Annotated in this window: 23 protein-coding genes and 2 pseudogenes; 9 read left to right on the forward strand and 16 right to left on the reverse strand. The window is 62.6% G+C overall.

Annotated elements, in window-relative coordinates; genetic code table 11:
- Positions 1 to 71: 71 nt before the first annotated feature.
- The 4 genes from ACODRZ_RS08175 to ACODRZ_RS08190 all read right to left on the reverse strand — a co-directional run bounded on the left by ACODRZ_RS08175 (position 72) and on the right by ACODRZ_RS08190 (position 4,649).
- Positions 72 to 1,292 carry a hypothetical protein gene (locus tag ACODRZ_RS08175; RefSeq protein ID WP_488969367.1) on the reverse strand — a complete coding sequence of 407 codons (1,221 nt, stop codon included), beginning with the start codon at positions 1,290 to 1,292 and terminating at the stop codon, positions 72 to 74.
- 72 nt (positions 1,293 to 1,364) lie between these two features.
- Positions 1,365 to 2,621, reverse strand: a complete 1,257-nt coding sequence (locus ACODRZ_RS08180; protein ID WP_488969368.1) for a nitrate/nitrite transporter — start codon at positions 2,619 to 2,621, stop codon at positions 1,365 to 1,367.
- A 235-nt stretch (positions 2,622 to 2,856) separates the two neighbouring features.
- Positions 2,857 to 4,071 (reverse strand): ABC transporter substrate-binding protein, encoded by a 1,215-nt coding sequence (locus ACODRZ_RS08185; RefSeq protein WP_488969369.1) that lies wholly within the window; start codon positions 4,069 to 4,071, stop codon positions 2,857 to 2,859.
- Entirely contained in the window at positions 4,071 to 4,649 is a 579-nt protein-coding gene (locus tag ACODRZ_RS08190) for an ANTAR domain-containing response regulator (protein WP_008828468.1), read from the reverse strand. Before ACODRZ_RS08190 ends, ACODRZ_RS08185 begins: the two co-directional genes overlap by 1 nt.
- A gap of 326 nt (positions 4,650 to 4,975) precedes the next feature.
- On the opposite strand from ACODRZ_RS08190, the gene ACODRZ_RS08195 reads away from it, so the two are divergent.
- Positions 4,976 to 6,577: an inorganic phosphate transporter gene (locus ACODRZ_RS08195; RefSeq protein ID WP_488969370.1), complete on the forward strand. Its 1,602-nt coding sequence runs from the start codon at positions 4,976 to 4,978 to the stop codon at positions 6,575 to 6,577.
- Between the two features lie 321 nt (positions 6,578 to 6,898).
- Here ACODRZ_RS08195 and ACODRZ_RS08200 read toward each other — a convergent pair whose 3' ends face one another.
- Positions 6,899 to 7,069 carry a hypothetical protein gene (locus ACODRZ_RS08200; RefSeq protein ID WP_488969371.1) on the reverse strand — a complete coding sequence of 57 codons (171 nt, stop codon included), beginning with the start codon at positions 7,067 to 7,069 and terminating at the stop codon, positions 6,899 to 6,901.
- A gap of 504 nt (positions 7,070 to 7,573) precedes the next feature.
- On the opposite strand from ACODRZ_RS08200, the gene ACODRZ_RS08205 reads away from it, so the two are divergent.
- The gene (locus ACODRZ_RS08205) at positions 7,574 to 8,617 is read left to right on the forward strand and encodes an AraC family transcriptional regulator (RefSeq protein ID WP_488969372.1); all 1,044 of its coding nucleotides are present in this window, start codon (positions 7,574 to 7,576) and stop codon (positions 8,615 to 8,617) included.
- Positions 8,618 to 8,759: 142 nt separating this feature from the next.
- Here the strand turns inward: ACODRZ_RS08205 and ACODRZ_RS08210 are convergent, their stop codons facing one another.
- On the reverse strand, positions 8,760 to 10,124 hold the full coding sequence (locus ACODRZ_RS08210; RefSeq protein ID WP_488969373.1) for a chloride channel protein: 1,365 nt from the start codon (positions 10,122 to 10,124) through the stop codon (positions 8,760 to 8,762).
- 129 nt (positions 10,125 to 10,253) lie between these two features.
- Between ACODRZ_RS08210 and ACODRZ_RS08215 the strand changes: the two genes are divergently transcribed.
- Positions 10,254 to 12,089 (forward strand): cation:proton antiporter, encoded by a 1,836-nt coding sequence (locus ACODRZ_RS08215; protein ID WP_488969374.1) that lies wholly within the window; start codon positions 10,254 to 10,256, stop codon positions 12,087 to 12,089.
- Positions 12,086 to 12,733 (forward strand): OmpA family protein, encoded by a 648-nt coding sequence (locus ACODRZ_RS08220; protein ID WP_488969375.1) that lies wholly within the window; start codon positions 12,086 to 12,088, stop codon positions 12,731 to 12,733. The genes ACODRZ_RS08215 and ACODRZ_RS08220 overlap by 4 nt, the downstream gene beginning before the upstream one ends.
- 48 nt (positions 12,734 to 12,781) lie before the next feature.
- On the opposite strand, the gene msrQ is transcribed toward ACODRZ_RS08220, so the two are convergent.
- The 5 genes from msrQ to ACODRZ_RS08245 all read right to left on the reverse strand — a co-directional run bounded on the left by msrQ (position 12,782) and on the right by ACODRZ_RS08245 (position 16,220).
- Positions 12,782 to 13,384 carry a protein-methionine-sulfoxide reductase heme-binding subunit MsrQ gene (gene msrQ / locus ACODRZ_RS08225; RefSeq protein WP_488969376.1) on the reverse strand — a complete coding sequence of 201 codons (603 nt, stop codon included), beginning with the start codon at positions 13,382 to 13,384 and terminating at the stop codon, positions 12,782 to 12,784.
- Positions 13,384 to 14,313, reverse strand: a complete 930-nt coding sequence (msrP, locus tag ACODRZ_RS08230; protein WP_488969377.1) for a protein-methionine-sulfoxide reductase catalytic subunit MsrP — start codon at positions 14,311 to 14,313, stop codon at positions 13,384 to 13,386. Before msrP ends, msrQ begins: the two co-directional genes overlap by 1 nt.
- A 50-nt stretch (positions 14,314 to 14,363) precedes the next feature.
- Entirely contained in the window at positions 14,364 to 14,516 is a 153-nt protein-coding gene (locus ACODRZ_RS08235; RefSeq protein WP_488969378.1) for a hypothetical protein, read from the reverse strand.
- Positions 14,517 to 14,577: 61 nt separating this feature from the next.
- Positions 14,578 to 15,597 (reverse strand): zinc-binding dehydrogenase, encoded by a 1,020-nt coding sequence (locus tag ACODRZ_RS08240; protein WP_488969379.1) that lies wholly within the window; start codon positions 15,595 to 15,597, stop codon positions 14,578 to 14,580.
- Positions 15,594 to 16,220, reverse strand: a complete 627-nt coding sequence (locus ACODRZ_RS08245; protein ID WP_488969380.1) for a 3-hydroxyacyl-CoA dehydrogenase family protein — start codon at positions 16,218 to 16,220, stop codon at positions 15,594 to 15,596. The genes ACODRZ_RS08240 and ACODRZ_RS08245 overlap by 4 nt, the downstream gene beginning before the upstream one ends.
- Between ACODRZ_RS08245 and ACODRZ_RS08250 the strand changes: the two are divergent.
- The 5 genes and pseudogenes from ACODRZ_RS08250 to ACODRZ_RS08270 form a co-directional block, all read left to right on the forward strand.
- Positions 16,165 to 16,905, forward strand: a pseudogene (locus ACODRZ_RS08250) (acyl-CoA dehydrogenase family protein); the annotation flags it as partial. The gene ACODRZ_RS08245 and the pseudogene ACODRZ_RS08250 sit on opposite strands and share 56 nt — an antisense overlap.
- Entirely contained in the window at positions 16,902 to 17,984 is a 1,083-nt protein-coding gene (locus ACODRZ_RS08255) for a phosphotransferase family protein (protein ID WP_488969381.1), read from the forward strand. The pseudogene ACODRZ_RS08250 and the gene ACODRZ_RS08255, both read left to right, overlap by 4 nt.
- Positions 17,985 to 18,062: 78 nt before the next feature.
- The gene (locus ACODRZ_RS08260) at positions 18,063 to 19,229 is read left to right on the forward strand and encodes a TonB-dependent receptor (RefSeq protein WP_488969382.1); all 1,167 of its coding nucleotides are present in this window, start codon (positions 18,063 to 18,065) and stop codon (positions 19,227 to 19,229) included.
- A gap of 18 nt (positions 19,230 to 19,247) precedes the next feature.
- A pseudogene (locus ACODRZ_RS08265) lies at positions 19,248 to 20,375 on the forward strand (TonB-dependent receptor); the annotation flags it as partial.
- A 46-nt stretch (positions 20,376 to 20,421) separates the two neighbouring features.
- Complete coding sequence (locus ACODRZ_RS08270) at positions 20,422 to 21,639, forward strand: spinster family MFS transporter (RefSeq protein ID WP_488969383.1); 1,218 nt, start codon at positions 20,422 to 20,424, stop codon at positions 21,637 to 21,639.
- A 164-nt stretch (positions 21,640 to 21,803) separates the two neighbouring features.
- Here ACODRZ_RS08270 and ACODRZ_RS08275 read toward each other — a convergent pair whose 3' ends face one another.
- From ACODRZ_RS08275 to ACODRZ_RS08295, 5 genes are all read right to left on the reverse strand, one after another.
- Positions 21,804 to 22,826 carry an acyl-CoA dehydrogenase family protein gene (locus ACODRZ_RS08275; RefSeq protein ID WP_488969384.1) on the reverse strand — a complete coding sequence of 341 codons (1,023 nt, stop codon included), beginning with the start codon at positions 22,824 to 22,826 and terminating at the stop codon, positions 21,804 to 21,806.
- A complete protein-coding gene (locus ACODRZ_RS08280) occupies positions 22,801 to 23,976 on the reverse strand; it encodes an acetyl-CoA C-acetyltransferase (protein WP_488969385.1) in 1,176 nt (391 codons plus the stop codon). The genes ACODRZ_RS08275 and ACODRZ_RS08280 overlap by 26 nt, the downstream gene beginning before the upstream one ends.
- Before the next feature lie 18 nt (positions 23,977 to 23,994).
- Positions 23,995 to 25,173 carry an acyl-CoA dehydrogenase family protein gene (locus ACODRZ_RS08285; protein WP_488969386.1) on the reverse strand — a complete coding sequence of 393 codons (1,179 nt, stop codon included), beginning with the start codon at positions 25,171 to 25,173 and terminating at the stop codon, positions 23,995 to 23,997.
- A 164-nt stretch (positions 25,174 to 25,337) separates the two neighbouring features.
- Entirely contained in the window at positions 25,338 to 26,117 is a 780-nt protein-coding gene (locus ACODRZ_RS08290) for a helix-turn-helix transcriptional regulator (protein ID WP_488969387.1), read from the reverse strand.
- Between the two features lie 6 nt (positions 26,118 to 26,123).
- Complete coding sequence (locus ACODRZ_RS08295) at positions 26,124 to 26,741, reverse strand: TetR/AcrR family transcriptional regulator (RefSeq protein WP_488969388.1); 618 nt, start codon at positions 26,739 to 26,741, stop codon at positions 26,124 to 26,126.
- Positions 26,742 to 26,750: the final 9 nt, after the last annotated feature.

Below are 26,750 nucleotides of genomic sequence, written 5' to 3' on the forward strand. Positions count from 1 at the left end.
ACAACGCTGCCCTTTGCACTGCAACATAAATGGAATCGCCCGAAGGCTCAAGCGATTCCGTAACGAACCTGTCAAATCGCCCAGTCGAACTGGACCCAGACCTTGTCGGTGTCGGTCGCGAAGGCCTTCGCGTCATAGTGGGCATAGCGCAGCGCGATCGTCGTCTTGCGCAGCTTTGCCGAGGCCAGGATATTGATTTCGTTGCCGTAGTGCTGGTCCAGCCGGTTGCTGTCGAAGCGGTGCCAGGTCGCCTGCAGGGAGACGGCGGACAATGCGCCGATCTGCTTCGTGCCATACCCGCCGCCGACATAGAGATCGCGCACGCCGTTCGCGGGCGTCGTCAGGAACTTGTCCGCCCAGCCCTGGAATTTGAAGTTGGTGCCCAGCGGCGTCTGGAAGCTGGTCAGCGCCGCGCCCTTGTCGGCGCCCAGCACCTCGTAGCCGGCATTGATCTTCCAACCCTTCACGTCGAGCGTCGCGTCGGCCAGCCAGTATTCGGCGCTGTAGTCATTGGGATTGCGGTGCCAGTCCGACTGGCGCGCGTAACTCGCCTGATAAGCCAGTTTCACCGCCTTGCCGAACACATGAGCCCCTGCGAACCGCGCGCCGTAAGTCTGGCTCGAGAGGCGCAAAGCCTGCACTGCGGCCTCGTTCTGATCGATGAGGTAGGCGAAACCGGTCAGCGTGCCGATCGGCGTTTCCCACGAGAGGTTGGCGAGTACATTATCCCCGCTCACCGCTTGCTGGCGCGCGCCGTTACCGTCGATGCCCCAGATCGTGCGCACGCTCCAGACGTAGGATACGTCGAGTTTCAGGCCCCTGGCGGGAGCGAGTTCGGCCCGCACCGCGTCGAAGGTCTGGGCATTGTCGCGGAAGGCGACGTTGCCGACGAAGCGTTCGTCGTCCAGCGCGATCTTCTGCCGACCAGCGGTGAGTGTCACGCCCTTCGCCTTGTACTGCAGTTGCGCGATATAAAGCGCGATGTTTTGCGGATCGGCTACCAGCGGCCGCGTGGCCGCACTGTTCAAGCCGTTGTAGTAGTCATCGACCATGGCGAGGTTGCCCTGCGCGACCACGGTGGCGCTCAGCGCCCCGCTGGTGGCCTGCGCGCCGCCGCGCACCCGCACGGTCAGCGCATCGGCCTTGGCGACGATGCCGTCCTGATCGACATGCTCGTAGCGCACCCGCGCCTCGGCGACCGGCTTGACGGTGATGTCCTGGGCCTGCGCCGATCCCGCGCAGGCGACCCCGCCGACGACCAGCACGGCCGCCGCTGTTCTTATGTTTTTCATTTTGAAAGCGTCCCCCTCAGGACGTGAAGAAGTGGGGCGGCGGCGCTGGGGTGCCGCCGCCCGGTTACCGGCTCAGATGCGCGCGCCGGTTTTCCAGGTCGCGCGCCAGCGAGCCTTGACCATCGCCACCGAAGCGAGGGCCACGACCGCGAGGCCGGCAAAGATCAAGAAGCCCGGCGCGAAGCTGCCGGTGAACTGCTTGGCAAGGCCGAGCGAGCTGGCGAGGTAGAACCCGCCGACGCCGCCCGCCATGCCGACAAGGCCTGTCATCACGCCGATCTCGGCCTGAAAACGCTGCGGAACCAGCTGGAACACCGAACCGTTGCCAGTGCCGAGCGCCAGCATTGCCACCACGAACAGCCCGAGCGCGGCGATCAGGCTAGGCGCCTGCGACACGCCGACAAGCGCGATGGCGGCAACCGCGTAGACCATCATCAGCGCCTTCACGCCGCCGATCCTGTCGGCCAGCGCTCCGCCCATCGGGCGGACCAGCGATCCGGCGAAGACGCAGCCCGCCGTGCAATATCCGGCGACGACAGTGCTGAGGCCGAACTGGTCGGTGAAGTAGATCGGCAGCGACGCGGCAAGCCCCACGAAACCACCGAAAGTCACCGCGTAGAACGCCATCAGCCACCATGCGTCCGCCTGCTTGAGCAGCGCCGCATAGTCCACAAGCTTGCGCGGCGCAGGCTGGTTCGGTGCGTCCTTGGCCATGACGAGATAGACCGCCAGAACCACGGTCAGCGGGATGCAGGCAAGGCCCAGCACCGCGTTCCAGCCGAACATCTTCGCCAGCGTCGGCGCGAAAAGCGCGGCGAAGACGGTGCCCGAATTGCCCATGCCCGCAAGGCCCATCGCCTTGCCCTGATGCTCGGCCGGATACCAGCGGCTGGCGAGCGGCAGCGCGATCGCGAAGCTCGCCCCCGCAAAGCCCAGAATCACGCCCAGCGCCAGCGTCCCGCCGAAGCTGGTGACGCCCATCGACCAGGCGAAGAACAGCCCGGTGATGACGATGACCTGATTGATCGCGCCCGAGCGTTTCGGCCCGATGCGATCGACCAGCAAACCGTTGACGACGCGCAGGAGAGCGCCCGCCAGCGTCGGTAGCGCCACCATCAGGCCCTTCTGCGCGGGCGTCAGGCCAAGGGTCTTGGAAATCTCCGGTGCCAGCGGCCCCAGCAGCACCCAGACCATGAAGGCGAGGTCGAAATAGAGGAAAGCTGCGATTAACGTCGGCGTGTGGCCGGCCTTCCAGAAGCCGACGGCGGGCTTCTGCGCGGGCGCAAGCACGTCATTGTCTTCGTCAGGTCGGAAGAATGCGGTTGCCATGGTACGTCCCCCATAAATCATGAAAGCGGACACGAAAAAAGCCGCAGGCCGGACGTCACCCTTGCGGTGAGCCCGGTCAGCGGCTTTGCTGCGAATTTCGGTGAGGATGGCGTCCCGCCTTTGGGACAGCCTATCCGGTGTGGTCGCGCTTCATCGCGAGACGCCTATATAGTCACGCGATTCCGCAAATCTGGCAAGACGTAAAATTATGCGCGTTTTCAGCGCACTGGTATTTTCAATGCTGCGGTGCAAAACCCGCCAGATAGTCCTCGATCCGCTCCGGATCGAACACGCGGCCGTCGAAGAACCGGTCAGGCCCCAGCAGCAGGTCGCCCTTGCGCGAACCTACGCCCAGCGGCGCACCCACCGCCCCTTCCAGCTTCATGCTCGCCCCCGGCATCGGCAGGTCGCTGCCCGCAAGCGCGCGGCGGTAGACGTCAGGCCGGAACACCGCCGCCGCTCGCGCCTCTGTTTCGGCGGAAGGCTCCACCATGTTCCAGCGCACCAGCTGCGAATAGATCCACAGCGCCTGGCTGCGCCACGGAAACGGCGTCGCCTCGCGGGAGAACAGCACGAAGTCGGGGCAGGACACCGCCGCATCGCCAGCCCTGGGGACGATCGTGCCGCCTAGGGTACGCAGGATCAGGTCGGAGGGCTGCCCGACATAGCGTGCATCCGCGAGAATGTCGGCCAGTATCTCGCGGTTGTCCGGCTCGTCGCACCAGACGGCGGCACGGGCGAGCGCGCGCAGCAGGCGGTCGGTGATCTCGGGGTTCTCCTCGAGCCATGGCTCGCGGAACGCCAGCACTTTTTCCACCCCGCGCTGCCAGATGCGCTGGCCGATCGCCACCGCCTCCGCGCGTCCGGACTCGATCGCGGCGCTGCCCCAGGGCTCGCCCGCGATGAAGCCGTCGATTTCGCCGGCATGGATCGCCTCGACCGTCAGCGAGGGCGGCAGCACGCGCAGCACCACGTCGCGGTCGGGATCGATGCCCGCGCTGGCCAGCCAGTACCGCAGCATCAGCGCATGACTGGAAAAGCGGTGGACGACGCCGATGATCGGCTTGCGGCGCCACAGCCCGATGGCGGCGGCGAAGTCATGCGCGGTGCCCAGCGGATCGGCCAGCCGCGCGGCGGGATCGGGTGCGAGCGCGGCGGCGAAGTCCTTCGCCATGACCAGCATGTTGCCGTTGACGCCCAGCTTGAACGGCGCCGCCAATGCGGCGGGCTGTTGGCTCAGGCCCAGCGTCACCGCCACCGCCAGCGGCGCCAGCATGTGCGCGGCCTGCACTTGTCCATAGACCAGACGGTCGCGCAAGGTCGCCCAACTCGTCGTGCGCACGAGGTCGAGCGCAAGGCCCTCCTCCTCGGCAAAGCCGCGTTCGCGGGCGGCGGCGAGCACCGCGACGTCGTTGAGCGGCAGGAAGGCTATGCGAAGATTGGTCGTCATTATACCCCTCCCAGCAGGTCGCTGGCGGTAATCAGCGCCTGCGCGACCTCGGCGATCTTCTTGCCCTGGTTCATCGCGGTGGAGCGCAGGAGCGCATAGGCGTCCTGTTCGGACAAGGCGCGCTGGTTCATCAGGATCGACTTGGCGCGGTCGATCACCTTGCGGTCGGCAAGCGCGGTGCGCGCCTCCTCAAGCTCGGTCTGCATGCGTGAGAAGGCATTGAAACGGCGCACCGCCAGTTCCAGCACCGGCTTCACCCGCTCCTTGCGCAGCCCGTCGACCACATAGGCGGAGACGCCCGCGTCGATGGCGGCGCCGATCATCGCCTCGTCCGACTGATCGACGAACATCGCGATCGGCCGGGCCAGCGCCCGGCTGACGGTAAGCATTTCCTCCAGCGTATCGCGGCTGGGGCTGCCGAGGTCCATGAGCACGACGTCGGGCGCCATGCGCTCCAGCCGCGCCACGAAAGCGCCGCGGGGGGGGACGATGTGAATATCGTCGTAGCCGGCGTCGCGCAGCCCTTCCTCGAGCACGGTCGCGCGCAAACCGCTGTCGTCGATAATGACAATGCGCATGAAAGCCCCTTCGGCTTCCCCTTGCCGCAGGTCCGTATGGCTCGTCAACGCCGAGGGGCGCTGCCCGAGCGGAACTTACTCCAAACTTTCATGGAGGCGCATAAACAAAGCCTTCACTGCGCGAATGAACTGCTGGCCGCCGATTGGCCCGGAGTGCCCAGGCGACGACGGATCGAAGGCCACGGGATTCAGGGTCAGCTGCAAACGATAACACTTTCGCGACGGGCATGGTCCTTCGGCAGATAGCGCACTCATATCCGACGACTGCAACAACGGTGTCATGGAGTGAACTTAACCAAATAGCTATCCTGCTGGGAGATTGTTTCGTGAACGCAACTGCCGCGGCTGGCGACTTCGTCCGGCCCGATTTGGAAAAAGGGCTGGGGATCGCCGGCCAGCTGGGCTTCGGCGCTGCGATTATCGCGGCGATCACCTATGTCGCCTATAGCGTATATGCCGACGCCAGCGCCTCCGGCATGGGCGCCATCGCGCTGCTGCCCTTTCTGCTGCTCTTCGTGGCGTTGCTCATCGCGCTCGGGTTCGAATTCGTCAACGGGTTCCACGACACCGCGAACGCCGTCGCCACAGTGATCTACACCAATGCCATGCCGGCCAATGTCGCGGTGGTGTGGTCCGGGTTCTTCAACTTCCTCGGCGTTCTGCTGTCCACCGGTGCGGTGGCTTTCGGGATCGTCTCGCTACTGCCGGTCGAACTGATCCTGCAGGTCGGCTCCAGCGCCGGCTTCGCGATGGTCTTCGCCTTGCTGATCGCCGCTATCGTGTGGAACCTCGCTACGTGGTGGCTGGGTATCCCGTCGTCCAGTTCGCATACGCTGATCGGCTCGATCATCGGCGTCGGCGTGGCCAACGCGATGATGCACGGCAAGAGCGGCACCGCAGGCGTGGACTGGAGCAAGGCGACCGAAATCGGCCAGGCCCTGCTGGTTTCGCCGCTGGTCGGGTTCGGCCTCGCAGCGCTGCTGTTCGTCGCCATGAAGGTGCTCGTTCGCACCGAGGCGCTCTATCAGGAGCCCAAAGGCGATACGCCGCCGCCACTGTGGATCCGCGCCCTGCTTATATTTACCTGCACCGGCGTGAGCTTCGCCCATGGTTCGAACGACGGTCAGAAGGGCATGGGCCTGATCATGCTCATCCTGATCGGCACCGTGCCCACAGCCTATGCGCTGAACCGCGCAGTGCCGGAAAGCTATACTCAGGAATTCCACGTCGGTGCCGACAAGGCCTATGCCGCGCTCACCAACGGCAACGCACCGACCATGCGCCCTGCGGACGCGCGCCGCGCCGTCACCGCCTATATCGCCGACAAGGCCTATAGACCCGACACCGCGCCCGCCCTTGCAGTGCTGGTCAAGGACATCGATCGTCAGGTCGGCGAGTATGGTTCGCTCGCTAAAGTACCCGCAGCAGCGACCGAGAACGTGCGCAACGGCATGTATCTCGCCTCGGAAGGCATCAAGCGCCTGACCAAGGACGAAGCCGCAGATCTCGACGACACGCGGGTCGAGGCGGTTAACGGCTTCAAGAAATCGCTCGATGCCGGAACGCGCTTCATCCCTACATGGGTCAAGGTGGCGGTGGCCTTCGCACTCGGCCTGGGCACGATGGTTGGGTGGAAGCGGATCGTCGTGACGGTGGGCGAGAAAATCGGCAAGTCGCACCTCACTTACGCGCAGGGCGCCTCGGCGGAACTGGTGGCGATGGGCACGATCTTCGCCGCCGACCACCTCGGCCTGCCGGTATCGACCACACATGTGCTGTCCTCCGGGGTGGCGGGCACGATGGCCGCCAACAGGTCTGGCTTGCAGATGAGCACCGTGCGCAATCTGATGATGGCGTGGGTGCTGACGCTGCCTTGCTCGATCCTGCTGGCAGGCTGCCTCTACGCGGTATTCACGATGCTGCTCTGAGGAACGCTGATCTGCTGCGCGCCTGACTTCAAAATACTTGCGGCAGGATCATCACGGGCGGCACCGAATGACAGGCGCAAGGGACCCGATCCAGGAGGTGTGTCACGCTGCTTTCCCCGGCTCGCCGCCTTCCCGCCTCACCAACCGCCTTCAACGGAACTTTGTCCCGACCTCGACACCATAAGTCATCGGCGAATTCCAGACCGGCCCGGTGCCAAGCGTATTGAAAAGGACCTGCGTGCGATACCGCCGGTAGGTGACATTGTCCCCAAAAGCGGCGACCGTCAGCATATCGCTCGGATCGGTCTACTGCGCGCAGGCTCAGCAGCTTATACTCTTTTTACCGGAATTGCCGTTCCTGTCGAAGAAGCCCGCGCCTCCGCTCTTGTCGACATAGGCGTTGGCCAATTGCGTGGTGGGATCGTCCGTCTCCGCATGGACCCGGCGCAGCAGGACGGCGACATCGTCGGTCAGTTCAGCCTTAAGGCCCATGCCCAGCGATCAGTTCTCTTGTCGGCGGATCTTGTCGTCGCCGTTGCCGATGTCCGTGAAGCAGCCATCGCCACGGCAGTATAGCCCCTCGATGTCGAGGGCGACCCGGTCGCTGATGTCGTAGCTAGCGTTAGCCTGCGCGTTGAGCGAGTGAAGCGGCCGTAGCTGACCATGGCCTATGCGCTCGTATCGGTGCTCGGCTCGGCGGTTGTGACAATGATCCCGCTGGCGCCATCTCCCACATCGGTTTCCTACGCCAGCACCGGCGCTCCCGAAACGGCAATCACGATTGCGAGCGAATAGGCCACAGCCTTGTTGACGGATGCGATCATCCCATTTTGCTCCCGATGGCCCTAAGCGATCATCGTGCGCTCATGGCGCAAAATTCCCCTCACGACTTGACCAATGTGGCCACACGATCCACCTTTCGTGCCATCCGGGACAGCAAGGCGCGCACACAGCCCCGATCTCCGTGCTTCCCGCTCGATGCGAAAGGCTCTTTCGATGTCATTGATCGCCGACACGGAGTTTTTGAAGCTCAACATCCCGTTGCTGCGCCACTTTCCCGAACTGGTGAATGCCCTAGGCGGCAACGCGGTCGAGCTGATCTCGCTTGCCGGCATTTGTGCCAGCACATTTCGCGACGATGCGGTGGACCTCACGTACCCCGATGCGATGCGCATGCTTTCGCTGGCCGCGCGGCATCTTGATTGTCCCGATTTCGGAATGCGGCTGGCAACGCGCCAACGCGGAGGAGCGATCTTCGGGCCACTTGGCCGCACGATGCGCAATTCCCGCACTTTCGGCGACGCCCTGCGCTTTGCAAGCAATCACATCGCGGCGCACAGCCGCGCGGCGCGCGTGTGGCTGCAGTCCGACTTCGACGAAGGTAATATTTTCGCCGGGCATGAACTTCTGCTCGAGACGAGTGGCGAACAGGTCCAAGCCATCGAGCAGATCCTGCTGATCGGACACATTGAGGCACAGGAAATGACCGGCGGCTATGCCCGGGCTCGCCGCATCCATTTCCGGCACGAGCCCGTCTCGTCTCCCGCTGACTATCGCCGCTATTTCGGCTGCGAAGTGCTCTTCGGGCAACCCGCCGACGGGATCACGTTCTCTGACCGCGACCTCGCCAGTCCGATCCTGCGCCAGGATGAACACATCTATCGTGACCTCGCCGCGTATGTCGAGAAGCACTTTCCCAGGCGACGCCTGCCGTTCGACGCCGAAGTGCGCGGCCTCATCATGCGTCGGCTCACACAGGGGGATTGCGCCAGTGCCGAAGTGGCACGGGCGCTCAACATTCACCACCGCACCCTGCGCCGCCGGCTGAAGGAAGAAGGCACCAGCTTCCAGGAGGTCAAGGACGATGTACGTCGCGACCTTACGCTCTACTATCTGAAGCAGACCCAGATTGATTTTCGCGGAATCTCGGAGAAGCTCGGGTTCGCCGAGCAGGCCGTGTTTTCGCGCAGTTGCCGCCGCTGGTTCAGACAGTCTCCTACGCAGTTGCGCGGTTCGCGCTCTCCTCGAAAACGTGCCTGAAGTTTGCCCTCATGCCTGCGCTAATCCGCCGATTTGCGCCACGCCGCAAACCGAAACCCTGAGTACCGGCACCGCCGGGCAGGCAAGCCGGCAGACATAGTCCTGTCCGTTATCCTCGTCTTCGCTGCTGTCGTCTGGCAGGCTAATTGCGCCCCTGATCCGCAATTCCCGATCGCAGAAAGCGCTGCGAAAGCCCGTGATAAAGCTTTTCCTTGGAGACGAGCTGCGCCGCGAAGTCTGCGACCAGGGCCGACGCTACCAGGGGCATCATCAACCCACGGCTTGCCGTCGTTTCAGATATGATGATGACTGCCGTCAATGGCGCTCTGACTACTCCAGTAAAGTATGCCACCATACCAAGCAGCACGATCGCCCCGGATGGATATGTGGGAAAGATCGAGCGCAAGAGGTCGCCGATTCCTGCACCGATCGATAATGATGGTGCGAAAATGCCGCCCGGCAAACCTGACACGGCCGTCGCGAGCGTCGTCGCAAACTTTGCAACCCCGAACCATGCAGGCACAGCAGCACCTTCGATGATACCGTGGGCAGTTTCATAGCCGGTGCCCCAGGTCAGTCCGGTGGATACACCAAGCACCGCTACCACGGTGCCACAACCAAGGGCGAACAGCACCGGCCGTGCACGCAACCAGACGATCGGCGCAAAGGATGTCGAACCGGCGCCCAGCATGAGCCGTGAGAACAGTCCGCCAGCGATGCCACCGGCAAGACCGGCGATCGGGGCGGCAACGATCGCCTGCATCACGCCCAGCGTCTGATGCATCGCTCCGAAGTAGATGTAGTCGCCCGCAAGGCCGAGGCTGACCATCCCCGCGATCAGCACGGCGGCCATGACCAGCAAGGTCATGCGCTGTTCATACGCGGCAGCCAGTTCCTCTATCGCGAATGCCACCCCAGCAAGAGGCGTGTTGAAGGCCGCAGCAACGCCGGCAGCACCGCCCGCAATGTATACCGACGAGCGGATGGGAATGCGCATCAGCCGGTGCATTCGTCCCATGATGGCGGCCGCGATCTGTACGGTCGGCCCTTCTCGACCGACTGAGGCACCGCATAGCAAGGCAGCCGCTGTCAGGATGAATTTGGCAACGGCTGCTCGCGCCGACACGAAAGTCGAAAGAGCCGCTTCGGGATTTTTGGTCGCCGCCATGACCTGTGGGATGCCCGAGCCCCTCGCCAACGGGACGAAGCGATTGGTCACCCAAACGATGCCGGCAAAACCAAGCGGCGTGACCACGAGCGGCAACCACCAAAATCGATCATATGCCGAACGGAAGAGCATCGTCGCCCGGTCCGCCACGTCGGCGAACACAAGCGCGACCAAGCCGACCAGAACGGCGCCGCCCAGAATGGCCACTCGCCGCCGCCAGATCAGAGCTTCCGGGCCATGCCGACGCAGGAGCACGCGAAAGCGTCGAGGCAACAGGCGGGTCAGCGGCTTCACGAAACACGATCTCGAATGCGGGCTGGGAGGGGCTGCGAAACCCATGGGCGGTTCACGGCCCGATGTCCACCTGTGACGGAAACATAGTGAGCCTTCGGGGCCATCGGACATCTATCGGGGTAAAATTCGCGTCATGCTGTTACCTTTGCCAGCTTCAGGGGTTAGCCCTCGCCTATGGAACAGCAAGCCCTTGTCTTCGCGCTGATCGGCATTCTCGGAATTGGCGCCCAGTGGATCGCCTGGCGGACTGGATGGCCTGCGATCGCGCTCATGCTGGCAGCCGGCGTGCTTGCCGGACCGGTGACCGGACTGATCATTCCCGAACATACTTTCGGAGAGCTTCTCGAACCGATGATCTCCGTTGCCGTCGCATTGATTTTGTTCGAAGGCGGGCTCAGCCTGAACTTTCGCGAACTGCGCAAGACCGAGGGCGCCGTCACCCGCCTGATGGTGATCGGCATCCCGTTGGGCTGGGTACTGGGTGCGATCGCCTGCTATTACGTGGCGGGCCTGGTCTGGCCGGTTGCCATCCTTTTCGCCGGAATCCTGGTGGTGACGGGGCCGACGGTCGTCATTCCCCTTCTGCGGCAGAGCAACATCGCACCGCGCCCTCGTGCGATCCTGAAGTGGGAAGCCATCGTCAACGACCCGTTCGGCGCACTTTGCGCCGTCATCACATATGAATATCTCAGGCGCGTCGATGAAGGCGGCACGCTCTTCTCGGTGGTCACCGCACTACTGGGCGCTGCGGTAGTAGCCGGCCTCATCGGCTACGCCACCGCGCGTGCGATCGCCTGGGCGTTCCCGAGAGGCCATGTCCCGGAATACCTCAAGGCACCGGTACTGCTGGTCGCGGTCATCGGCACCTTCGTGTTGTCCAACCTGATCCAGCAGGAAACCGGACTTCTTGCGGTAACGGTCATGGGTGTCGCTGTTGCCAACATGCGTCTCGACTCCCTCCGCGACATTCACCCGTTCAAGGAGAACGTGACGGTTCTGCTCATTTCCGGGGTTTTCGTCCTGCTCTCGGCCTCACTGGATTTCGAAGTGCTGCGCCTCTTCGAATGGCGCTTCCTGGCTTTCCTGCTGGCGCTGCTATTCCTGGTGCGTCCGGCCACGGTTCTGATCTCTTTGGCTTTCAGCAAGATTCCGTGGAACGAACGCCTGCTCGTCGCCTGGATCGCCCCTCGCGGTGTGGTTGCCGTTGCGGTTTCCGGCCTGTTTGCCTTGAGACTGGACCAGCTTGGATATGGTGACGGCAGCATTCTCGTGACGCTATCCTTCTCGGTCGTGGTCGCCACGATCATCGCCCACGGCTTCAGTATTCGCTACGTAGCGCGCTGGCTGAAGGTCACCGGTGCACCTCAGAAAGGACTGCTGATCGTCGGCAGTACACCGTGGAGCATTTCACTGGCACGCCAGATCCAGTCTCTCGACCTGCCGGTGATGATTTCCGATGCCAGCTGGCAGCGCCTCTCTGCGCCGCGGCAGGCTGGGATCGCCACCTATCACGGGGAGATTCTTGCGGAAACGACCGAGGAACGCCTTGACCTTGCACAATTCCAGGTGCTCGTCGCGACGACCGAGAATGAGGCTTACAACGCGCTGGTGTGTAGCGAATTCGCACCCGACATCGGCCGGGATTCAGTCTACCAGCTCGGAGGCAGCGGTGACGACGAGGATCACCGCAGCCTGCCCGAAGCGCTGCGCGGCCGCGCCATGTTCACGGCTGGCCATGGTGTCGAGGAGATCATGGAACGAGAGGCCGCCGGATGGACCTTCCGCAAGACCCGCATCAGCGAGCAATTCGATTTCGAGGATGCACGCCTGTCGCTTCCCGATGAGGCCGACATGTTGTTCGTCGTGCGCAGGGACGGCCGGATACGGTTCTTTACTCATGCATCTCGCCCGAGCCCGCAGCCTGGCGACTTGGTGATTTCCTATGGGCCTTCGCGTCATGCCGATCCGGAAAATGCCCGCCCGCCCCAGAAGAAGGAGGGGATAGAATGATTTCGATGATGATCCGAACAGCGCGATATACAACAATGGCCTCGCTGGTTCTCGGCATTGCCGCATGTGGGCAGAGCGATCGGAACGACCCTCAGGAAGCCGCTTCACAGGCCGAAGAGGCGCGAAATTCCACCGTGGATGACACACGGGCCGAACCTAAGGATCGACCCGAAAGGAAATCCATCATTCGCGCCGACATCGAGCAAACCCCTGCCGAAAAGCCGCTGGCCGAGCCGGTAATCCTCGTCGTGCCGTTTCCCGAAAAGGGCGGTAAGCCTGACCAAGCCGGTCTTGCGTTGATCGATGGCCTGATTTCATCTCCGGCGTTTCAAGCGGGAGGTCCGATCACCATATGGGGCCATAGCGATTCAGGTGGGTCCGATGCCGCGAATCTGGCGGCCTCCCGCCGCCGCGCCGAAACCGTAAGTGACTACCTGAAGACCAAGGGTGCGGCGCCGGGCAGGATCACCGTGATACCGTTGGGCGAAGACCGTCCCATCGCGCCGAACCGAAAACTCGATGGCTCCGATGATCCTGAAGGACGCAGCCGGAACCGGCGTGTCGAAATCAAGATCGACCTGCCCCCTGCTGCAGTTCTGCCGGACACCCCCGAAGCAAACAGGCCGGGTAATGATCCGGGATAGTTGCTCTGCCCCCCGCTTTGCACAGTCCCGCGTCCGGCCTGCTCTCGGTCATCGTGGCAGTCCGGCGCGCAATGGCCGCAGCAACCGCGCAGCCAGCAGGACAGCCACGATCCCGCCGTACAGGAGCGGGCTGCGAGTATCGGCTTTGACCAGCAGGAAGTAGTGCACCACGCCCATCACGGCGATGAGATAGACAAGTCGGTGCAACCGCCGCCACGAAAGCGGCTTCATCCTGCGCCGCACCGCATTGGCTGAGGTGATGGCCAAGGGGATCAGCAATGCAAAAGCGGCCATTCCGATGGTGATATACGGCCTCTTGACGATGTCGGCGCCGATTTCCCTCCAGTCGAACTCATGAGCGGCACCGAGATAGACCATCAAATGCAGCGCGATGTAACTAAAGGACCACAGGCCGACCCGCCGTCGATAGCGCATCAATCGGGGCATCTTCGCATACTTCGCCAGAAGCGTCACCGCCAGCGTCAGGCACAAGAAGCGCAAGCCCCACAAGCCGAGGTCGCGAAGCACGAATTCGACCGGGTTCGCAGTCAGCCGGCTGGTGAAGCCCCAATAGAGGATCAGGAGCAGAGGGGCCGCGCATACCAGCCAGACCAGCACCGATTCCACCCGCAATGCGCGCACTCGCGTCATCAGTAGAGCTTTTGCGGATCGAGACCGCGATAGAGGTGAGCCACCTGCTCTCCATAGCCATTGAAGGGCAGCGTCTTGCGGCGGAAGAATTCGCCGATGCGCCTCTCCTTGGCCTGCGACCAGCGTGGATGATCGACCGCCGGGTTCACATTGCCGTAAAAGCCGTATTCACTCGGCGCCAGCATCTGCCAGCTGGTTTGCGGTCGCCGGTCAGTCAAGCGGATGCGCACGATCGACTTGATGCCCTTGAATCCATATTTCCACGGGACCACGAGCCGAATCGGCGCCCCGTTCTGGTTGGGCAGAGTCTGACCGTAGAGACCCACAGCCAGCAGCGTGAGCGGATTCATCGCCTCGTCGAGCCGCAACCCTTCGCGATAGGGCCATTGGATCACTGAACTGCGCTGCCCCGGCATCTGGCGCGGATCGCGCAGCGTCTCAAACGAAACGTACTTCGCGCTGCTTCTCGGGCCAACCGACTTGAGCAAGTTCTCCAGCGGGAAACCGACCCAAGGGATCACCATCGACCATGCCTCGACGCAGCGCATCCGATAGATGCGCTCCTCCAGCGGAAAGCGCCGGATGAGTTCGTCGATGTCGACGCTGCCCGGTCGGTCGCACAGCCCATCCACAGTGACGGTCCACGGACGCGAACGCATCATCTTGGCATGAGCTGCGGGGTCTTCCTTGCCGGTTCCGAATTCGTAGAAGTTGTTATAGCCGGTGACGTCCGCCAGCGACGTCTTGTTCTCATCGATCTCCATGCGATTGGGACTGTACCTGAGCGGTGCCGCGAGCGCCGGCCCCGCTCCGCCACAGGCGGCCAGGCCAAGGCCGGCGGCACCGGCGATGAACTGACGGCGTTTCAGGTAAAGACCCTGATCGGTGACATCAAAGTCCCTGAGTTCGGGCGCATTGCGGATCAGCATCACGGTTCCTTCGCTCGAGGAGAAGAACCTTACCCAACCCAGCATGAATATCAGCTGATTATCTCTCCACCCAAATCACGCCGTGCTCGTGCAAACACCAAGTCAGCCGACCCGCGATAGCCTGCGGACAGCGGTGCTCTGTTGAATTCCATCAGCCAGGCTTCGATCAGCGCAACCCACATGTCCCAGACGATCAGTCGCATATCCGGAAGAATCGTGAAGGTCGACCCTCGAAAATACGGCCAACATGAGTATCAATCAAAACTAAGAGACATCGACAAGCAACGTACCCTGATTACTTCCGCGAAAAAGATCAACTAACGCCACCGGCAATTGACAAAATCCCTCCCGACGATCAACTCGGACACTGAGCTTTCCAGCTTGAGACCAAGTCCTCAATTGCTCCCACATTGCACTATAGCGCTCCGCATAGTCGCCCACGAGAAAGCCTGAAATCTGCAGCCGTCCGTAAACCAGCTTCATCATGTCGGGTCCACGTGCGATAGCCGTGCCATCATAGCTTGAAACCTGCCCTGAGATGACGATGCGACCAAATGGGGCCATGAAATCCACCGCCACATCAAGCGCCTCGCCGCCCACATTATCGAAGAAAAGATTCACCTTGTTTACGCCGAGGGAAGAAATCTGTTCCCTCAGGTTCCCCGCCTTGTAATCAACCGCCTCCACCTGGCAGTGATCGCGCAGCCATCGACATTTCTCTTCGCCGCCTGCGATTCCGATAACGCGGCAATTGAGGTTGCGTGCAATCTGGCACGCCATCGCGCCGACCGATCCCGCGGCGCCGGAAATCATCACGGTTTCCCCGGCACGGACGCGGCCGACTTCCACCAAGCCTGCAAAGGCAGTCAGACTGTTGGAAGAATACAGTGTCATCGCATCAAGGAGGCCCATGCCCTCTTCCATGCGCGTCACCGGAACGGGCGCGCGGTGCGGGCTCAGGACTGCGAAATCCTGCCACGGAGATATAGCCGTCACCAGATCGCCGACAGCATATTCGGGATGACGCGACTGCAAGACTTCAGCCCCCGACAGCCCTTGGATCGGATCGCCTATCGCGATCGAGCCGCGGTAGCTCTTTCCCGGCTCGTTTAACCAGTTACGAATAGTCGGGGCACAGGAGAACAGCCGGTTGCGAACGAGGATCTGGTTATCTTCAATATCGGCAGGCAACCCGATATCATCGCGATATTCGAAATCATCGACCGCGACATGCTCCTGCGGCCGGCTCCGTAATACCCATGCCCGGTTGGCTATGGCGCTCAAAGCCTGGCTCCTTTCGCGGCCAGTCGTTCAAGCAGCGCCGCTGGACGGAAAGCACTGCCGTGGCATGCCTCCAACCTGCGGAGCCCCGCAACAATACGCTCCAGACCTATGGTATTGGCCCAGAACATCGGTCCGCCAGTGTGGACCGGCCAGTTATAGCCCAGCATCGCAGCGACATCGATGTCCGCCGAACGCAGCGCCACCTGTTCTTCGAGTATCCTGGCCCCCTCGTTGACGACCGGGAACAGCAGGGTTTCGAGCAAGATTTCAGCATCCGTAGTCGGTGAACGGGTTACGCCGCGACTTTCTGCCACCCCTGCGATGACGTCCGCCGCGATCGGCGAAGTCTGTGCGATGCGTTGATCGTCGTAGTCATAAAACCCGCCATTGCGCTTCTGGCCGAGCCGACCCATCGCGACGAGATCGCCCATGACCGTCCGTTCCGTGCTGTCACGGCCCACCACGTCCAACCCGACCAGATCCATCATCTGGAAATGCCCCATCGCGAAGCCGTAATCACGCAGCACCGCGTCGATCAAAGCGATCGGTGTGCCTTCCATGGCCAACAACGGACGCAAGTGGTGGTCCTCGGGTGCGGGGCATCCACGCTGCGATTTCTTCATCGTGATGGGCAAGACCGACCCCGACGCGCCGGCCTATCGCCAGCAGTCGATGATCCTGGTGCCACGCGATACCCCCGGCGTCACGCTGGTACGCCATCTGCCGGTATTCGGATACGACCACGCGCCGCATGGCCATTTCGAGGTGCTGCTGGAAGATGTGCGCGTTCCGGCGCAGAACATGCTGCTCGGAGAAGGCTGCGGCTTCGAAATTGCCCAGGGGCGACTCGGCCCCGGCCGCATCCATCATACCATGCGCAACATCGCGACGATGGAAGTGGCGCTGGAAAAAATGTGCCGCCGCCTGCGCTCGCGCCGGACTTTCGGCAAAACCATCGCCGAGCATTCGGTCTGGGAAGAGCGCATCGCCCGTGCCCGCTGCGACATCGAAATGTCCCGGCTGCTCTGCCTTAAAGCCGCGCACATGATGGATACCGTGGGCAACAAGGCCGCTCGCGCCGAGATCGCCATGATAAAGATCGCGGCGCCCCGTCTTGCGCAGCGAATCGTCGATGAGGCGATCCAGGCGCATGGCGGCGGCGGTGTGAGCGACGATTTCGGGCTGGCCGAGCTTTGGGCGAACACCCGCATCGTGCGGTTGACCGACGGGCCGGATGAAGTCCACGAACGCCAGCTCGCACGGCTCGAACTAGCCAAGTACGACGATGCCCCGGAGGCAGGATCGTGAGCGGCGCGCAACCTGCGGCCATGATCGGCCAGACCGTCGATGTCCCCCGTAACAGTGCCTTCGACGAGGCGCGCCTTTCAGCCTACCTTGTCGGCCGCGTTCCCGGGATGTCCGGCGAAATCGGCGTGCAGCAATTCGAAGGCGGTCAGTCGAACCCGACGTTCCTGCTGTCCACCGCCGACGCGCGCTACGTCCTGCGGCGCAAGCCTGCCGGCGTGCTGCTCAAATCGGCGCATGCGGTGGACAGGGAGTATCGCGTCACCCGCGCCCTGTATGAAGCCGGCCTGCCCGTGCCGGAACCACTGGTGCTGTGCGAGGACGACGACGTCATCGGCACCGCGTTCTACGTCATGCGCCACGTCCCGGGCCGCAGCTTCTGGGATCCGCGCATGCCCGGCGTATCGCCGCAGGACCGCGCGGCCATCTACGATTCAGCCAACGAGACCCTGGCTCGGCTGCATCAGGTAGACCCCGAAGCCATCGGACTCGGCGATTTCGGGCGCGGCGGCAATTACTTCCTGCGGCAGATATCGCGGTGGTCTCGGCAGTATGAGGCTTCGCGCACGCAGGACATCCCCGAGATGGATCGGCTGATCGATTGGCTGCCGGATGCGGTGCCCGCTTCGACCGACCGCACCGCGATCATTCACGGCGACTATTCATTCCACAACCTGCTCATCCACCCGACAGAGCCCAGGGTCGCGGCGGTGATCGACTGGGAACTGTCCACGCTGGGCGATCCGCTCGGGGATTTGACCTACCACATGATGGAATGGTTCCGTCCGGAAGGTGTGGACGTGCGCGGCACGCTGAAGGATGCGGATCTGGGGGCGCTGGGCATTCCGACCGCGTCTCAGTACGCCGCGAGCTATCGCGAACGGACCGGGTTCGACTGCGATCCGACTCATCCCTTCTACACCGCGTTCAACTTGTTCCGGGTGGCGGCGATCCTGCAGGGCATCGCGGGCCGCGCGCGCGACGGCGTGCAGACCGCCGCCAATGCGCAGGACATCGTCACGCGAATCCGGCCTCTGGCGGAAGCCGGGTGGGCCGCAGCACTCGAAGCGGGCGCCGCATGAAGACTTCACGACGAAAATAGAAGCACGGCACGCAGGCCATGCAACGATAATCTGCCTGCGGCCCATTGGGAGAGTGAAATGATGGGCAAGAAGTTCTTTGCACTGAAGAAAGCCGTATCGCTGACCGGGACTGCCGTCCTTGCCTGGTCGGTGCCCGCTCTCGGCCAGGAGACCCCGCCTCCTACCGAGGAAGCGAAGCCCGCAGCCACAAAGACCGAAATTGGCGATATCATCGTTACTGCAACGCGCCGCGCCGAGCGCATGCAGGATGTTCCGATTGCAGTCAGCGCACTGGGCGAACAGCAAATCCAGTCCCGCAAGATCGACAATTTCGCGGAGATCGTGAAGATCGCGCCTGGCCCGACGTTTGTCCCGGTAAAGGGAACGTCGGTCATCACCGTCCAGATCCGCGGCCAGGGCACAATCAATGATTCGCCCGGGCTCGAGAATCCGGTCGGCGTCTATATCGACGACATCTACTACGGCACGCTTGCGTCGTTCGACGCAAACCTGTTCGATGTTTCGCAGGTATCGGTCCTGCGTGGTCCGCAAGGAACCACTTTCGGCCGCAACGCTGTCGGCGGGGCGTTGCAGATCACGAACAATACGCCCGAGATCGGCAGCTGGAACGGCCGCGGCACCTTGACGGCGCTAACCTATAAAGGTGGAAAGGGCGGATTTGAAACTGATGGATTTGTGAATGTTCCGATTGCTGAAACGCTCGCGGGTCGCCTCGCCTACAGCGTCAAGTCAGTCGGCGGCTACCAGCACAACCTGGTGACGGGCAATTACCTTGCTAACAACAAGGTCGCCTCGGTGCGCGGTTCGCTACGCTGGCAGCCGGGGGATAACTGGGATGTCGTACTCAGTGGATCCTATCTGCACCGCCGGGGCTACGGTGATGGCCCGACGATCATTGGCGATGGCGCGCTGGCGGCCCAGGTTGCCGAGCGCACTGGCGGTGACTTGCATAAGGTCATGCTGGACGACGATGGTTTCACCCGCCGCACCATGTGGACCGGGATACTCAATGTCAGCTACGATGCCGGTATCGGTCGAATCAGTTCCATCACCGGCTATCGTTCGCTGAAGGCGCGTCTGGCGGAAGATGCCGACGGCGGCCCGAACCCGGTCAACGCCCCTTCATTCAATACGAACGATGAATGGCAGCTGAGCCAGGAATTTCGTTTCACATCGGAATTCGGCGGCAAGTTCAGTCTCGTTGCAGGGGCCTATTTCGGCTAAGAGGACCTTAATCACACGACGGTCTTCGGCTTCAACGGAACCGACCCCACTCTCTACTTTTCTGTGTTGAACGGCGGACTGTACACGCCGAACCAGACATTCGAAGGTCAAATCGAGAATAGAAGTTTTGGCCCCTACGCGGAAGGCAAGTATGCCTTCACGGACAAATTGGCCCTGACCGCCGGCCTCCGGTATTCTTACGAAAGGAAGACCGGTTACACCCGTCACATCGGATCGTCCCCATTCCAAGGCGGCCCATACTACGTCGACCTTCCCGCAAGCGACGATGCGACAGACAGCTGGTCAGGCTTCACACCGCGCGTCATCCTCGAATACAAGCCGATGGCGAACAGCCTTGTCTATGCATCGGCATCGAAAGGCTTCCAGGGCGGCGGCTGGAGTTTCAACGTGCGAACGCCGACCGCAGCCGCTACGCCACTCAAGGCGCAGACGACCTGGAGCTACGAGATCGGTACGAAAACCGATTTCTTCGATCGTCTTCTGACTCTGAACCTGACTGGCTTTCTCGCGGATACCAGCAACCTTCAGGTACGCTCGCAGGTCAATGGTGTTTTCCAGGACTCGAACGCCGGCTCCTTGCGCGCCAAGGGCGTCGAAGTCGAGGCGACGCTGCGTCCGGCAGCCGGCCTCTCCTTCGGCGTGAATTATGCATACACCGATGCCTTCTACCGTAGCTTCACCGGATGCACGGCCTCGGGCTTGGATTGTACCGGAAACCAGGCTCCATTCACCCCGAAGCACGATTTCACCGCCTTGGCTGACTACGACGTCGATCTCGCAAGCGGAGCGCGCCTGACTTTCCACGCCGACACGAAATATGCCAGCAGCTATCAGGTGACCTCAACCGGTGGCGGGCAGCCTACGGTTCCGCTGACAAAGCGCAGCAACGTCGCCAACGCATCCATCACCTACACAGCCCCGAACGGCATGTGGGATGTCCGAATTTGGTCCAAGAACCTTTTCGACAAGCAATATGTCACCAACGGCCTGCAGTACGCCTTCTATCATGTGACCCGCGCTGAAGTCGCTGCGGCCGGAGGGATCGGCAACCTCGACGTTGAACGTGTAGCAGTCGCGCCGCCGCGTTCGATCGGAATTACCTTCACTGGGAGGTTCGGCAAGTAAGATGCGAAACGAAACGATCATCGGGGGGTCTGCACGCGAAGGCAGGATGGCATTGCTCATCCTCATTCTGGTTTCGGTATTCAATTATCTCGATCGCACGATCATCTCGATACTGCAGGTGCCGATCAAGCGGGACCTCCTTCTCAGCGACGGGCAACTCGGTCTTTTGACCGGGCTCGCCTTTGCGCTCTTCTACTCCACATTGGGCGTGCCTGTCGCACGTCTTGCGGATCGCTACAGCCGCAAGCACGTCATCGCCGCTTCCCTGCTCTTGTGGAGCGCGATGACCGCACTCAGCGGCTTCAGTACCGGTTTCGCGACATTGGTATTCTTCCGCATCGGGGTCGCACTTGGCGAAGCCGGCAGCATCCCGGCCAGTCATTCGGTAATCGCCGATTACTATCCGCCCAACCAGCGGGCAACGGCGTTGTCCGTCTGGGGCCTCGCCTTGCCGATCGGCGTCATGCTGGGCTACTTGTCAGGTGGATGGCTTGCCCAGGCGATCGACTGGCGAGCAGCCCTGTGGATCATCGGCGGCATCGGTGTCCTGCTTGCACCGATCGTGTTGCAACTGTTGAAAGAGCCGCCGCGTGGACGGTTCGAAACAGCCAAAGTCCAGGAGGCACCGCCGTGGAGGGACGGTCTCAGGCTCATGGCCCGGCAGAAGAGTCTGCTGCTGCTGTTTGCCGGCGGCGCGCTGAACAACTTTGTCCTGAGCATGGCGCTCAACTGGAACGCCCCGTTCTACGCACGCGCCCATGGCATGACCCTGGGAGATATCGCCACCGCACTGGCATTCATGAGCGGGATAGGCGGCGGGATCGGCATTTTCCTGGGAGGGTGGCTTACGGACCGGATCAGCGCGACAGATGTGCAAATGCGCCCGATGCTTTCGGGGGCGGCGATGGTCGCCGTGGTGCCTGCTGCGGTGATACAATTCACGGCCTCTTCCCTTGCGATATCGCTTGTCGCCGGAGGCATCGCCGTCATGCTGATGTTCTTCTACTACTCGCCGATCATCGCCATGACGCAGTCCCTTGTGCCAACGTCGATACGCGCTTTCACGTCCTCGATCCTGCTCCTGTCCGTGAACATCGTCGGGTTGGGACTTGGTCCATGGCTGACCGGCATTCTTAGTGACTTGCTGGGGGGCGGCGCCGAAGGATTACGATACGCAATGGCATCGCTTTCCCTGCTGGGGCTGGTCGCAGGCGGATGCTTCCTGCTTGCCGCGAAATGGTATGGTGAGGAAATATTGCGGTAAGGTCAGGCCCCTGAAGTGCGACCTCATCAGATCGACCCATTGCGAGCGAAGCAACCCAAAGCAGCACTACGCCGTTTTGGGTTGCTTTCCTCGCAATGACAAGCCGATCGATCGCCGCCCGCGGACCTGTCGTTCAGGCTTGCGCAGGCGGCGGTAGCGTCTCCTCAGGCTTCCAAACGGGCGGCTGTTTCCGACAGACGCGACAGCAGCAGCACCCTCCTCAGGCCTCGACCAACAGCCAGTTCCTCGGTCACTCCCATGCCGCCGTGCAGTTGCACCGCGTCTTCCGCGAGGCGCAGCGCCGCATCGGCGACATAGACCTGCGCGGCACGCAGCGCCTCGCCACGTTCGGCCGGCTCAGCCAGCGCCGCCCGCAGCATCATGGACCGGGACTGCTCCAGAAGCACGAAGAGGCGCGCGCATCGGTGCTGGATGGCCTGGAAGCTGCCGATCGCGGCGCCGAACTGCCTGCGCTGCCCGATATACTCCACCGTCAGGTCCAGCAGCGTGCCCATGGCGCCGACCATCTCGGCGACGATCGACAGTTCAGCCAGATAACCTGCCCCAGCAGTCTGCCGCACGTCGATCCCGATCATGTCGCATTCGACGTCATCGAAGCGAACAGCCGCCGCCATGCTGCCGTCGATCAGACGGACCGGGCTACGAGCGATGCCCGGTCCATCAGAGGATACCAGCACCACTGCGCCATTCTCGACAGCAACCACAAAAGCCGCGGCCTCCACGCCATCGCGGACGAGGCCCACATCCCCGGTCAACCGCCCACTGCGGATGCTGCCTCCCGCAGCGAAGGCCAGGACCTGCTCGCCGCGCGCCACCGGTTCGACCCATCGCTCGATCTGCGCCTCAGTTCCATTGCCCGCGATAATGGCAGCGCAATGCAGCACGCTTTGTGTCAACGGAGTGATCGCCAGGCTGCGACCCATGTCTTCGGATACCAGCATGATTTCCACCGGCCCCGCTCCCATTCCCCCTGCCCGTTCGAGCAGGAGGAAGGTGAACAAGCCCAGTTCGCCAAGCGCGAGCCAGTCCGCGCGCGACATAGGTGCCTTGGCCATCGTCGCGGCATCGAACCGGTCGCCCAGAAACCGCCGCACCGTTTCGCGCATCATGGCCTGTTCTTCAGTCAGCGTAAGGTTCACCTCACAGGACCTCGAAGATCGAAGCATTGGCGATGCCGCCGCCCTCGCACATCGTCTGGAGACCATAGCGTCCGCCCCTGGCCTTCAAGGCATGGATCAGCGTGGCGGTCAGCTTGGTTCCGGTCGCACCCAGCGGATGACCCAGCGCGATCGCACCGCCGTTGACGTTGAGCCGCGCCGGATCGGCATCAAGCGCCTGCGCCCAGGCCATCGGGATCGACGCAAAGGCTTCGTTCACCTCGAACAGGTCGATATTCGCCATGGTCAGCCCTGCCCGCTGCAATACCCGGCGCGTCGCGGGGATCGGCTCTTCCAGCATGATCACCGGGTCGCCTGCGGTTACCGCAAGGTTCACCACTCGCGCGATGGGGGTCAGGCCATGGGCCTTCACCGCTGCTTCCGACGCAATGAGGACGCCGCTGGCACCGTCGCAGATCTGGCTCGCCGTCGCAGCGCTGAGCGTTCCCGTCTCGCTCAACAGCTTGACCGAACCGATAGATTCCAGCGTCGAATCCGCGCGGATACCCTCGTCGCGATCGTGGGCGATCTGCCGTCCTTCGGCATCGCTGACTGGCACGGGCACGATCTCGGCGGCAAAGGCACCGCCCGCAGCAGCGGCGGCTGCCCTGCGATGGCTTTCAAGTGCAAACCGGTCGTGCTGCTCTCGGCTGAAGCCGTACTTGTCTGCGATCATCTGCGCGCCGGCGAACTGGTTGAACCAATCCACGCCAAAGCGCTCCTTGATCGAGGGCGGGAAGGGATCGGCGCCGATGCCGCCCCCCTGCGCCAGCGTGATCGCGGACCCCATCGGCACGCGCGTCATGCTTTCGACGCCGCCTGCAATGACGAGATCCTGCATGCCCGACATAACCGCCTGCGCGGCGAAATGCAGTGCCTGCTGGGAGGAACCGCATTGCCGGTCTATGGTCACCGCCGGGACGCTGTCAGGCAGGCCGGATGCCAGAACCACGTTGCGACCAAAAGCAAAGGTCTGCTCTCCCACCTGGCTGACACAGCCGATTATGACGTCATCGATCGCCGCCGGATCGACCCCGCTTTCCGCCACCAGCGCGTCGAGCACGAGCGCACCCAGATCGGCAGGATGCCAACCGGCCAGACGACCGTTGCGGCGACCGCCTGCAGTGCGCCGGGCGGAAACGATGTAAGCTTCAGGCATGACCGATACTCCGTGTGATCACAGGCCGAGTGCGGCCTTGGCGGTGATGGAAAGCTGGATTTCGCTGGTGCCCCCGAAGATCGACCAGCTGCGACTGTTGAGATAGCGGGCTGCCGCAACTTGTGCTTCGGCGCCCGAGAACGACGGCGGTGCAGCATCGCCATAGAACGGGCGCTGCACGGGCAGTTGCAACCCCGCCATTCCGAAACCGTCGACGGCAAGCCGATCTATCCCCTGCCTGATCTCTGATGCGATCAGCTTGGTGGTCAGGCTGCGCAGCGATGGCCCCTCCCCCGCCTCCAGTTCCATGAGCGTGCGCAGTTCGGTCATTTCCAGCGCCTCGGCTTCAAACCTGAGCCGCTCCGCCCGCGCGGCCAGGTCGCCGCGCCAGGTCCCGACGGCTTTGGTCAACCTTGCCAGGTCCGCGAGCAACTGCGGTGCGAAGGACGATCCGCCACGCTCGTTCTCAAGCAGGAACTTGGCGATCGTCCAGCCCTGCCCCTCGTCGCCGATGCGGTTGGCAACCGGCACGCGCACTTCGTCGAGGAATACTTCGTTGAGCTCATGATCACCCGAGGCGCTGAGGATCGGGCGAACCGAAAGGCCCGGTGTCGCCATGTCGATCAGCAGAAAGCTGATCCCTTTCTGCGGTTTTACCGAAGGATCGGTGCGAACGAGCGCGAAGAGGTGGTTCGCGAACTGCGCCTGCGTGGTCCAGATCTTGTGACCGGAGACGACATAGTACTCGCCGTCTCGGATCGCCCGCGTGCGCAGGCTGGCGAGATCGGAGCCGGAGCCGGGTTCGGAAAAGCCCTGCGCCCAGACATGCTCGGCGCTGCGTAGCCTTGGCAGGTAATGTTCCTGCTGCGACTCACTCCCGAAAGTGTAAATAACCGGGCCGACCAGCTTGAGCCCCATTCCCGGCAGAACCGGCGCTCCGGCGAGCGCGCATTCCTTCTCGAATATCCAGCGCTGAAGGGGAGACCATCCCGGCCCACCGGCCTCTTTGGGCCAGTGGTACACCAGCCACCCCTGCGCCTCGAGGATCGCCTGCCATTCGCGCGCGACATCGGGTTCGGCGAATACTCCGGACGTCAGCGCCGCGCCGCTGCGCAGCCGCTCGGGCAAGGACCGGTCCAGAAAGGCGCGAACCTCGGCACGAAAGGTGCGCTGTGCATCGGTGAAACGAAGGTCCATGTCAGCGGGCCGTCGATGCGCAAGCAAACGGAAAAATTGGACCGACTTCATTCCGGACCGCGTGACGATCAGAAGGCGTGTGCACTGCAGGCATGGATCTTCTCCTCGCCTGCAAGTCTAGTGCGTATCTTGCTCCATTGGCTTCTGACCAATGCGTCAGCGCATCAGCGCACCATCCCCAGATACCCCAGTTGTGCCGCCTTGAAGAGCGTCTGGTCGCGGTTGACCGCATCCAGCCTTCGGGATGCGGCGCGAATATGGAAGCGCACCGTGCTGCGCTGGAGGCCGAGGATCAGACCGATCTCATCGTTCGTCTTGCCCACTGCCGCCCATCGCAGGCATTCGACTTCTCGCTTGGTCAGGGACGTGCCCGTCATGTCGCGGCGCGGCCGGGCGGTGACGGCGAAATAGCAATGCACGAACGCACGCGCAACGATGGCCAACGTGTCCGAATGCAGATCGAAGGCTTGGGAAAGGTCATGGGCATCCTGGTCCGGAGACAGGAAACTGGCGGCGCCGATCTGTCCGAACGGCAGATGGACAGGCACCACCAACGCAGCGGCGGTAAGGGCACGCCGCCGGAAATCCGACATGTCGAGCGCGTCGAGAAGCGGATTTCGGACGCGCGTGCGATACCCGTCTGCGTTGCACCAGAAAGGCTCGGCCTCGATCCGGCATGCGCTGGTCAGGGGTGACGAAAGCGCCAGTTGCGGAGACTGCCACCAGCAGGCGTCCTCGTGCGCGCGGAAGCCGAAGACCTCGCTCGCCAGGATTTCGCCATCGCCGTCGCGCATCGGCTCCCGGCTTGCGATGTTATCCGTAACTGCCGTCCGCAACCCGCTGAGATGTTGGACGAAATCACGCAGTGCTTCTGCCGCCCCGCGTATTCCCGAAGAATCTTCAAAACGCACCGCAGCAAGCATCGACGAGATATCGGCGGTCATCTGCGATCAGCCCGCGTGCTTGCTGAGGCCTTCGAAGAACGGCCGACACAAGGCATCGGCCACCTGTTCGGGCGACTGCTTCTTGGCGAGCCGCGGATACCATTTATAGGCCCAGTTGCACATGCCGAGGAATGCGTAAGTGGTGAGGGTGGGATCGCAATCACGGAACTGGCCGCCTTCAATCCCCTTGATGATGATCCCCTGGAGCCGGGCGAAATAGGCATTCCTTCGCTCTTTGATCTGGTTGCCCAGGCTCCCCTCCAGATCGCCGTAATGATCCATGAAGGCCCTTACATAACCCGGATGGTCGGCGATCTGCCGCAGGATGTCGATGCACGCGCTGCGCAGCAGAGCCAGCGGGTCTGCCTGGGCATCGTCGCTGTCCAGGCCCTCCAGCAACGCGCTCATGTGCGCATCGTGGATGGCGTAGAGGATGTCATGCTTGCTGCGGAAGTAGTGATAGAGCGTCGGCTTGCCGAGACCGACCTCATCCGCAAGCATCTGCATGGATGCCTTGTGATAACCGACCCGGTCGAACAGGATGGCGCAATGCTTGAGGATTTCATTGCGCTTCTCGCCATGCGCCTCGGTCGTAGGTCGCTTCTTGGTCGCTTGTCGTGCCATGCTCGGCTG

The sequence above is a fragment of the Novosphingobium sp. FG90 genome (genome assembly GCF_057808725.1).